The 10888-nt window shown below is 44.5% G+C and carries 8 protein-coding genes; 6 read left to right on the forward strand and 2 right to left on the reverse strand.

What is annotated here, in order from left to right:
• The first annotated feature begins 50 nt into the window (after positions 1–50).
• The 3 genes from J7I90_RS23670 (at position 51) to J7I90_RS23680 (ending at position 1793) form a co-directional block, all read left to right on the forward strand.
• Complete coding sequence (locus J7I90_RS23670; RefSeq protein ID WP_214774037.1) at positions 51–314, forward strand: CD3324 family protein; 264 nt, start codon at positions 51–53, stop codon at positions 312–314.
• 144 nt (positions 315–458) lie between these two features.
• Positions 459–1094, forward strand: coding sequence for a FusB/FusC family EF-G-binding protein (locus J7I90_RS23675; RefSeq protein WP_214774039.1), 636 nt, complete (start codon positions 459–461; stop codon positions 1092–1094).
• Between the two features lie 297 nt (positions 1095–1391).
• The gene (locus J7I90_RS23680) at positions 1392–1793 is read left to right on the forward strand and encodes a hypothetical protein (RefSeq protein WP_214774041.1); all 402 of its coding nucleotides are present in this window, start codon (positions 1392–1394) and stop codon (positions 1791–1793) included.
• Here J7I90_RS23680 and gltD read toward each other — a convergent pair.
• Positions 1726–3207 carry a glutamate synthase small subunit gene (gene gltD / locus J7I90_RS23685; protein ID WP_214774043.1) on the reverse strand — a complete coding sequence of 494 codons (1482 nt, stop codon included), beginning with the start codon at positions 3205–3207 and terminating at the stop codon, positions 1726–1728. The two genes, J7I90_RS23680 and gltD, sit on opposite strands and share 68 nt — an antisense overlap.
• Positions 3208–3223: 16 nt before the next feature.
• Positions 3224–7774: a glutamate synthase large subunit gene (gene gltB, locus J7I90_RS23690; RefSeq protein ID WP_214774045.1), complete on the reverse strand. Its 4551-nt coding sequence runs from the start codon at positions 7772–7774 to the stop codon at positions 3224–3226.
• 133 nt (positions 7775–7907) lie between these two features.
• Here gltB and gltC point away from each other — a divergent pair, with 133 nt between their 5' ends.
• The 3 genes from gltC to J7I90_RS23705 all read left to right on the forward strand — a co-directional run bounded on the left by gltC (position 7908) and on the right by J7I90_RS23705 (position 10144).
• Entirely contained in the window at positions 7908–8810 is a 903-nt protein-coding gene (gltC, locus tag J7I90_RS23695) for a glutamate biosynthesis transcriptional regulator GltC (RefSeq protein WP_063589861.1), read from the forward strand.
• Between the two features lie 120 nt (positions 8811–8930).
• Entirely contained in the window at positions 8931–9425 is a 495-nt protein-coding gene (locus tag J7I90_RS23700) for a spore coat protein (RefSeq protein ID WP_214774047.1), read from the forward strand.
• 119 nt (positions 9426–9544) lie between these two features.
• Entirely contained in the window at positions 9545–10144 is a 600-nt protein-coding gene (locus J7I90_RS23705; protein ID WP_214774049.1) for a hypothetical protein, read from the forward strand.
• The last annotated feature ends 744 nt before the right edge of the window (positions 10145–10888 follow it).

Below are 10888 nucleotides of genomic sequence, written 5' to 3' on the forward strand. Positions count from 1 at the left end.
CGGCTTTGCACCTTATTTCATTCTTAATAAAGAATAAGGGGCTGGCAGAAATGAAGTATGTAAAAGCGACGGCCGTTTTACCTGAAAAGCTGATCGTCGAAATTCAAAAGTATGTGCAAGGTGAAACCATATATATCCCTAAACCCGAAAAAGCCCATCACAAATGGGGAACCCGTTCGGGATCACGGGAATTGATCGATGACCGAAATGCCTCTATAAAATATGCATTCAAAGACGGGCATTCCATCCATCAATTAGCCGAGGACCATTTTCTCTCCGCGGAAACCATCAAGAAAATCGTTTATTCTAAGTAAAGATTACAAGGGTAGCACTGATAATGATATCAGTGCTATTTGTATGCCGAGAATGTTTCTTAGTCGTTTTCCCCCTTTTAAAACAGATGTAATTTATGTAAAGTAAAGAGAAACGGTAACACGTCAGAAACAGGAGTGAAGAAAATGGAACCTTTTATCAGGAGCGAGCAGTATAACTTCATAAAATCCCAAACACAAATTCTCATAAATGGACACGCGACTGCCAACGATAAGGATGTGATCAACACCCTGAAAACAGTCGCCAAGGAAAGAGTACTAAGTTTATTCAGTGACTTGAATGAAGAGCAAAAACAACTGCTCGACCCAGTGGATACCATCAAAGATTCCGCACAAGCCGAAGCCTTTCTCTTACAGGTGAAGCCATTTGTGATCCCATTTAAAGAAGTAACCGAAAAAACGATAAAAAAACTATTTCCTAAAGCAAAGAAATTAAAAACCCCTTTGTTGGAAAACATCGATATGAGAGAGATTTCATACCTGGGATGGGATGATGTCGGATCCGGAAAGAAATTCATCATTGCCCCCCATCATAATAAACTCACCGGATTGCATGGAACCATTAAACCTGCCAACAAAAAAGGGATCTGTGCCATATGCAGCCGCTTTGAAGAAGTAGGGATGTTCATGTCTGAAACAAAAGGAACCATCCAAGGGACATTCATTAAAAAAGGGAATTATATTTGTCTGGACAGCATGAAATGCAACCAGAACATAACCACCTTGGATAAAATGACCGACCTGATCGAGCGGCTGAAATAAAACGGAAAAGCAATCCTTCAATGACGAAGGATTGCTTTTTGTCCTTGAAATTCTCATTGTTCCTGCCTATCAAATGTCATGTACTTTATTCCTATATTGAAATGGACGCTAATGGATAATTTTTTAGTTAGTTACTCTTTGAGTTTTGTGCTTTACTCGTAATTCGGCGTTTTACTCGTGAATTCGGCGCTTTTACTCGTGAGTTTCGGCGTTTTACTCGTGAATTCGGCGCTTTTACTCGTGATTCGACGTTTTACTCGTGAATTCGGCACTTACTCGTGATTCGGCGTCTTACTGGTGAATTCGGCACTCTTACTCGTGATTCGGCGCTTTACTCTTGAATTTCGGGCATTTACTCGTGAGTTTCGGCGTTTTACTCGTGAATTCGGCGCTTTTACTCGTGAATTCGGCGCTTTACTCGTGAATTCGGCGCTTTTACTCGTGAGTTTCGGCGCTTTTACTCGTGAGTTTCAGCGTTTTACTCGTGAGTTTTGGCGTTTTACTCGTGAATTCGGCGCTTTTACTCGTGAGTTTCGGCGTTTTACTCGTGAATTCGGCGCATTTACTCGTGAGTACATATTTTCCACCACAGAAAAAAAGAAGCGCCATAATGGCACTTCTTTTTTTGAATTTAAGGCAATACGGTTGCGCCCATCAAGTAGCGGTCCACTTCTCTTGCCACTTCTCGGCCTTCATTGATTGCCCAAACGATGAGGCTTTGCCCTCTTCTTGCATCTCCGGCAGCGAAAACCCCTTCGACATTCGTTCTGTATTCGCCATAGACGGCATCAATTTTTTGATTGACTGTTTCTACGCCAAATTGAGTTAATAGCGGCATTTCCGTTCCTTCAAATCCGATTGCGATGAAAACGAATTGTGCAGGCCATACTTTTTCAGTTCCTGGAACTTCTCTGAAAATGTACATTCCGTCATCGCCTTTGATTTTTTCCATGGAGATTGTGTGCAGTTCTTTAACGTTGCCATTTTCATCGGCAACGATTTTTTTTGTTTGGATTGAATATTGACGCGGATCTGCACCGAATTTCGCTTCCGCTTCTTCATACGCATAATCAAGGGAAAAGACATTCGGGTAGGCTGGCCACATATTATCGGATGTACGGGCCGTCGGAAGGATTGGATGCTTCCCGAATTGTACGACGCTCTTACATCCCTGGCGAAGGGCAGTTGCGACACAGTCAGCTCCTGTATCCCCGCCGCCGATGACGATGACATCCTTCCCCTTTGTGTCGATGAACTTGCCGTCTTCAAAATTGGAGTCCAACAGGCTTTTAGTCGATGTCGTCAAATAATCCATTGCAAGGTGAATGCCTGATGCCCCGCGCCCTTCAATTACCAGGTCACGCTGCTTTTGGGCACCTGTGCAAAGGATGACTGCATCATACTGATCTTGCAGTTCTTCGGCCGTTATATCTTTGCCTACTTCTGTATTGGTAATGAAATCTATGCCTTCCTGGGTCAATAAATTGATTCGGCGTGCAACGATATCCTTTTCAAGTTTCATGTTCGGGATTCCGTATGTCAACAGCCCGCCTGCACGGTCTGAGCGCTCATAAACCGTGACCGAATGACCTGCTTGATTCAACTGGTCGGCACTCGCCAATCCTGCCGGTCCTGAACCGATGATGGCAATTTTCTTGCCGGTCCTGCTTTCAGGGATGCGAGGCGTTATCCAGCCATTTTCAAATCCTTTATCGATGATCGTCCGTTCTATATTCTTGATGGTAACGGCAGGATCGCTTATCGCTACCGTACAAGACCCTTCACAAGGGGCCGGGCAGACGCGCCCGGTGAATTCAGGGAAATTATTCGTTTTAGATAAACGGTCCAATGCTTCTTTCCATCTGCCGCGGTACACCAAATCATTCCACTCCGGAATCAGATTATGAATCGGACAGCCCGTAGTGACTCGGTTCAATTCCATGCCCATATGGCAGAAAGGGGTGGCGCAGTCCATACACCGCGCTCCCTGTTTACTTAACTTTTCATCAGAGAAAGGAGCTGTATATTCTCTCCAGTCGTTTAAACGAGTGAGAGGATTCCGGTCTTTTGGTTTTTCTCGCGGATAATCCATAAATCCTGTTGCTTTTCCCATCTTTCTCTCCCCTTCCTTACTGCATCACAGCTTGTTTAGTGATTTTTTTATCTTGAACGGCATTTGCTTGGAATGCACTCATGATCGCTTCTTCATCCGTTAGCCCTGCACGCTTCTGCTCATTGATGCTTTTGATCATCCGTTTGTAATCTTTCGGAATGACTTTTACGAATTTCTTGGCGAAATCCTCCCAGTTCTCCAGTACATACGATGCTTTGGCACTTTCTGTATAATGAAGGTGGCTGTAAAGCATTTCTTTTACCTCGTTGGCATCATCCATATCATCAAGCGTCTCGAATTCTATCATTTCACCATTGCATAATTCCTTGAATTCTTCTGCATCATCAGCAAGTACATAAGCGATGCCGCCTGACATGCCTGCCGCAAAGTTTTTGCCGACGTCGCCCAGAATGACCACGCGTCCGCCTGTCATATACTCACAGCCATGGTCTCCAATTCCTTCAACGACGACATTGACTCCACTGTTCCGTACGGCAAATCGTTCTCCTGCACGCCCATTAATGTAGGCCTCGCCGCTTGTTGCACCATATAAGGCGATATTTCCGGCAATTACATTGTCCCCGGCCTCGATCTGATTGCCAGAAGGAGCCGTGACTATGATCTTCCCGCCAGATAATCCTTTCCCGACATAGTCATTCACATCACCAGTCAAATACATCGACATCCCTTTTGGTATGAACGCACCGAAGCTCTGGCCCGCCGATCCCGTAAAACGAAGTGTGATCGTATCTTCAGGCAACCCTTCCTCTCCGTAGCGTTTGGATACTTCACTTCCGACAATCGTTCCGACCACACGGTTCACATTGGTAATCGGGAAGCTGACATCCACCTGGGTTTGGTCATTTAAAGCAGGCTCCACAACAGGTAAAATCTCACGGATATCCAAAGATTCTTCTATTTTATGGCTTTGGGGAAGTTGATACGTACGAATCCCCTCCGGTTGGAATAGAAGTGTCGTCAAGTCCAGATGCTTCGCTTTCCAATGGTTTTGCGCCCGCTCGCTCACTTGTAAAACATCAGTGCGGCCGACCATTTCTTCCAGTGTTCTAAAGCCAAGCTCAGCCATCGTTTCCCGGACTTCCTCAGCGATGAAGCGCATGAAGTTCACAACATGATCCGCATCTCCAGTGAATTTGCTGCGAAGCTCAGGGTTTTGGGTAGCTACCCCGACGGGACATGTATCCAAATGGCAAGCACGCATCATGACACATCCCAGGACCACAAGCGGTGCTGTAGCAAAGCCGAATTCTTCCGCTCCAAGGATAGCTGCCATGACCACATCGCGTCCCGTCATTAACTTTCCATCCGTTTCAAGGACGACACGGCTGCGCAGGCCATTCAGCATCAATGTTTGGTGTGCTTCGGCAAGACCCAGCTCCCAAGGAAGCCCAGTATGTTTGATACTCGTTTTTGGTGATGCACCCGTACCGCCATCATACCCGCTGATAACGATGACATCTGCGGCTCCTTTGGCCACGCCGGCTGCGATCGTGCCTACGCCTGCTTTTGACACAAGCTTGACGCTGATCCTGGCATCACGGTTCGCATTTTTCAAATCATGGATCAGCTGTGCCAAATCTTCAATCGAATAGATATCGTGATGCGGAGGCGGTGAAATCAGGCCGACACCCGGTGTGGAACCGCGGACTTCTGCAACCCAAGGATATACTTTGTTTCCAGGCAGCTGTCCGCCTTCACCCGGCTTAGCACCTTGCGCCATTTTGATTTGAAGTTCATCGGCATTAACAAGGTAATGGCTTTTCACTCCAAAACGGCCGGATGCAATTTGTTTAATGCCGCTGCGGCGATCATCGCCGTTTTCATCCAGTTCGTAACGGCTAGGGTGCTCCCCGCCTTCACCGCTATTGCTTTTTCCGCCTAAACGGTTCATAGCGATCGCTAATGTTTCATGTGCTTCCTGACTCAATGAACCGAATGACATCGCACCCGTTTTGAATCGGCTGACGATGGATTCCACGGATTCCACTTCATCTATTGAAATGCTTTGGCGTTTTTGATCGAACGAGAATAAATTCCGTAAAAACCCGAGTCTTTCTTCATTCGCCAAGTTTGAATATTGCTTAAATAAATTATAATCGCCTTTCCGGCACGCCCATTGCAATGTATGGATCGTTTTAGGATTGAAAGCATGATGTTCCCCTGTTTTCCTCCATTGAAAATCACTTCCGCTTTCAAGCGTTTCATCAAGGTAATCGGCTGCGGCTTTCCTATGGCGCATCAACGCTTCATCTGCGATCGTTTCAAAATCGATCCCACTAAGCTGTGATGCCGTACCGCTGAAATAGCGTTCGATCACATCAGCACCGATTCCGACCGCTTCGAAAATTTGTGCGCCGCGATAACTTTGAATCGTTGAAATCCCCATTTTCGACATCACTTTTACGATGCCTTCTGTCACAGAACTTACATATTTCCTTACCGTTTCTTCGTAGCTGGTGGCTAAACTGCCCTCCAATACCGCCTGCTTATATGTTTCATAGGCAAGGTACGGGTAAATCGCATCCACTCCATACCCGATTAGGGATGCATAATGATGGACTTCCCTTGCTTCCCCCGATTCAACGATAATGCTCACCTTCGTACGGTTACCATGGCGGATCAGCTCTTGATGAAGGGCGCTCGCAGCCAGCAGGGAAGGAATCGCAGCTTTTTCTTTGCCCATATCCTTGTCGGATAATATCAAAAGGGTAACACCATCAGCGATTGCTTGTTCCGCTTCACGGCAGATGCGATCGAGTTCACTCTCTAAATCTTCTGAAAATAAAGTGTGAATGACTTTGCTCCTGAATTCAGGATAGGCATTTTCTTTCAACTGCTGCATTTGGCCCGGCGTCAAAACAGGTGAATCCAATTGAATGCGGCGGCTGTTCGTTTCATCCGGCTTCAGCAAATCTCCTTCCGCACCGAGAAATGTCATCGTTGACGTGACAATCTGTTCACGCAGCGAATCGATCGGCGGATTGGTTACCTGTGCAAAAGATTGCTTGAAATAGTTGAAAAGCGATTGCGGGCGATCTGATAAGACCGCTAACGGAATGTCATTGCCCATGCTGCCCAGTGGATCTTTGCCTTCGTTAATGACCGGCAGTAAATACTTTTGGACATCTTCATACGTGTATCCGAACGCTTTTTGCCTGAATAATAAATCACTCAATGGCTCCCCTTCGAGCACAGGTTCTTCGTCACTTAATTGAACAAGCTGTTCGTCCAGCCATTGCTGGTATGGATTTTCCTGTGCCATTTCCGACTTGATCTCATCATCGGAAACAATACGGCCTTCCTCTAAATCTATTAAAAGCATTCTGCCTGGGCTTAAACGATCTTTATATAATACATTCTCCGGCTCCACATCGATCACACCGACTTCAGAGGAGAAAATGATGTAATCATCTTTTGTTACATAATACCTTGCCGGCCTTAAACCATTTCGATCAAGGATGGCACCGATTTGCTTACCATTCGTAAAGGATATGGCCGTCGGTCCATCCCATGGCTCCATGAGCATGCTATGATATTCGTAAAATGCTTTCTTTTCCTTCGTCATATGCGGATTTTCCGTCCACGGTTCAGGAATGAGCATCATCGCCGCATGTGCCGGTTTACGCCCGGCAAGCACGAAGAATTCAAGTGCATTATCAAGAATCGAGGAATCACTGCCGTCTATATCCAGAATAGGCAGGACCTTTTGCAGGTCATCCCCGAATGCTTCCGAAACAAACTGCTGCTCACGCGCCTTCATCCAATTCACATTACCTCTAAGCGTATTGATTTCTCCATTATGGATCAGGTAACGGTTTGGATGTGCCCGTTCCCAGCTAGGAAAAGTATTCGTGCTGAAGCGGGAATGCACTAAAGCGAAAGCGGAAACGAAAGACTCCTGTTGAAGGTCAAGATAAAAAGCATCGACCTGCTCTGGCGTCAATAATCCTTTGTATACGATCGTAGCACTTGAAAGGCTGGCAAAATAAAAACGATTGCCGCGTTCACGAGCCCAGTTTTCAGCTTGTTTTCTGATAACGAACAATTTACGCTCAAAAGCTAAATCATCGGTCATCTCTACGCTTGCCCCGATGAATACTTGGCGGATCGTCGGACATGTCTCCTTGCCGACCTCCCCGATTTTCGTTGCATCAACAGGAACCGTCCTCCAGCCTAATAACGTTTGGCCCTCTTGTTCGATAAATGCATTCAAACGAGCTTCGATTTCATTCCGTTCATCATCATTGTCAGAGAAAAAGAGCATGCCTACACCATAGCGTCCTTTTGCCGGCAAATTCATTTCCGGGCATGCCAGCCTGAAATATTCATCAGGAATCTGTACCATTAATCCTGCGCCATCTCCTGTAAGGGGATCGCTGCCTTGTCCGCCGCGATGATCTAATTGGCACAGCATATTCAGTCCTTGTTTGACGATGTCATGTGTAGCAAGCCCTTTTAAATGAGCGTATAAACCGATCCCACATGCATCATGTTCAAATTCAGGATGGTAGAGCCCTTGTGCTTTTGGTATTTGATTGTATGTCATATTAATCGCCCCCATCGTATTCTTACACCGTTATGTCACTTACATTTATTCTAGGTTTTCAAATCGATATAAACAATATATAATTCTAGTAGAATCCATCTCAATTTGAGATGAATGGCAGGAGGATGAATAAATGGAACTACGACAATTACGTTATTTTGTTGAAGTCGCCGAGAGGGAACACGTCTCAGAAGCCGCAGAACACCTGCATATCGCGCAATCAGCAATCAGCCGGCAAATCTCCAGACTGGAAGATGAGCTTGGCGTACTTTTATTCGAAAAAATCGGCCGGAATATCCAGTTAACCCCAATCGGTAAAATTTTCTTGATCCATGCCAAAACGGCGATACAGGCGATTGAATATGCCAAATATCAAATTGAGGAGTTTTTGGACCCTGAACACGGAAGCATTAAAATCGGGTTCCCGACCAGCCTTTCCACCCATTTACTGCCTACCGTCATTTCCGCTTTTAAAGATGAGCAGCCGAATATCGGCTTCCACTTAAGACAGGGATCTTATTCCTCTTTAAAGGAAGCTGTCAAAAATCGCGAAATTGGATTAGCCTTCCTTGGACCGATCCCGACAAACGATCCAGATATCGAAGGTCATATCCTGTTCACGGAAAACATATCCGCATTATTGCCAATTACTCACCCACTGGCTGACAGGAAGAGTGTGCGCCTAAGTGATTTAAGAAATGATCCCTTCGTCTTGTTTCCAAAAGGATATATCTTTCACACTATCGCTCTCGAAGCGTGCAAAGCAGCCGGTTTCACACCGAACATCGCCTCGGAAGGTGAAGACATGGATTCCATAAAAGGGCTCGTTTCTGCCGGAATCGGAGTCAGTCTGCTCCCTGACAGTACCTTTTATGAAGTCATTCCAAGACTCACTGTCAAGATCCCGATCGATACACCCGAAGTCAAACGGACGGTCGGCATCATCACTCCTAAAAACAGGGACTTGGCTCCATCAGAAAAACTTTTTTACCAATTCGCCAAAAAGTTCTTCTCTGTTCTCGAACAATATCAATAAAACATGGCCTTCTAAAACCGAAGAGGGGACAGCACTTCCCATAAATATTTCACTAGACAACTTACCTACAGCCCACTGAACGAATAATGTATCAAGATTATTCGTTCAGGAGGAATTTACATGCAACCCACCCATTCGCATCTTGCTTGGCATGAAACACTCGAGCTTCATGAGTTGGTCGCCGCCCAGTCCAATGCTCTTATGAAATTTAAAAAAGCTTATCCAAAAATAAAAGACCCCATTCTAAAAACGATTTATAAGCAAACGATCGACACCCTTACCCAAAATATCATGGAGCTACTGCAATTTTACCCGTTGACGCCTAAAACGGGCAGGGAAGACGATGTATCAAGGGATGACGCATCGGCCGCCGCTGCCGGGGAATTGCTGGGCTTTGCCAAATCATCGATCAAAAATTACGCACTGGCGATTACGGAAACAGCCACTCCATCGCTTCGAAAGGTATTTAAGAAACATTTAAATGGAGCCATCGATACCCATGCCAAGATATTCAACTACCTTTATGAAAGAAACCTCTATCCTGCTTACGATTTGAACCAATTGCTTCAAAATGACGTCGATGTTGCCAATAAGGCTCTTTCCCAACCTTTCTAAATAAAAAAGGCAAGCATACCGATTGTTTGCCTTTTTTGCCGCGTTCCGATTTCACTATAATGTTATAATATATAAGAATTGGATTTAATTAGGGTAATAGCATTCAAGAGGTGAAAATCATGAAAAAGATCTATTTCTCCATCATCCTATCCCTGCTCTCATTTTCTTTAGTTGCCTGTAAGGCCGATGATTCAAAATCCGAGAATAACTTTTCAGTTCCTGAGCTGACCGAAAGGGAAAAGGCCATCCTGGAGAATTCAAGTGAACATTCCTTTCTTATCGATTTCAATGTTGATGATACATACAAGGAGATGTCCGTCTGGGTCGAAAAATATGAATTTGGCAAACTCGTCGAACCTGAAATGGGACGCATGACAACGGGGATTGAAAAGAATGGGACAATCATCTTTACGACATCGAAAACGGATGGTGATCAAAAACGATCGATGTTCAACGTCAGCATTCAAAACGATGATGGTACGGATACGTTAACTTATCCTGAAGCCATTGATGAAATGGATTCCAGCGTATGGGGAAGTGCTGGCAAACTCAAAATAAACAGCACAAACAAGCTGGCATTGGCGAGTATATGTTACTCAAGCGGAAATGAAGGCATACGTTCACTTTCCACTGATTTTTATGGTGATATGGGAGGCCATATGGACGAGTTGAAGGAATACGATGTAGTCTATCTCCTGAGAAGTGAATTCACTAAATGAGCTGACAAATGCAGAGGTGGGATCGTTCAACTTTATGACTTTGGGAAAAATAAATGAGGCAGTTTAAGAATCAAAAAAGGGGTGTCATCTAATGGGTGATTTTGCTCATTCGATAGATGAGCAAGTCCAAATTATAGGGTGGAAGATTTTAATGAAGTAAATTTTTCTAATTTTAAAAAGGGGTTGAAGGAAGAGGTATTTGGGTGTACTCTTTAAAAATAAAAAAACGGAAAGAAGATCATTAATTTGAAGAAAATCATCCTCCTCTTTGCAGCAGCAGTCATCGCTAGCTCTCTAGGGCATCAAATAACCGGCGGATATATGGACCCTCGTAAATCCCGCCCTAGGTATATACATTTGAAATAAGGAATCCGCTTTTGCGCTTGATTCCTTATCATTTCGTTAGTAAATAAATATTATCATTATTAAGAAACATCATGAATTTGGGCAAACTTATCACTCAATTAAACTAGTATTAAATCCCCTTAAATTACTCACTATCCTCATTATTTCTCTCTAATACCAAATCACCCTTATTCGTGCGATTGTTCCTAAAAGTAGTGTAATCACTACCAGAAATACCGATATCCTGAATACATTTGAAACTTTTCTCATCAAACTCCCCTTGAAGTACTTTCCACCGGCAAGGGCTTCTCATAAAAAAGGCCGTTTAACATGTAAGTTAAACGGCCTTCCCTTGTTGCTATTTAGCTTTCTTTACGGTTACTTTTGCTGCTTTTCCTG

This window comes from Bacillus sp. ISL-57 (assembly GCF_018613135.1).
GTDB classification, from domain to species: domain Bacteria; phylum Bacillota; class Bacilli; order Bacillales; family DSM-1321; genus Peribacillus; species Peribacillus frigoritolerans.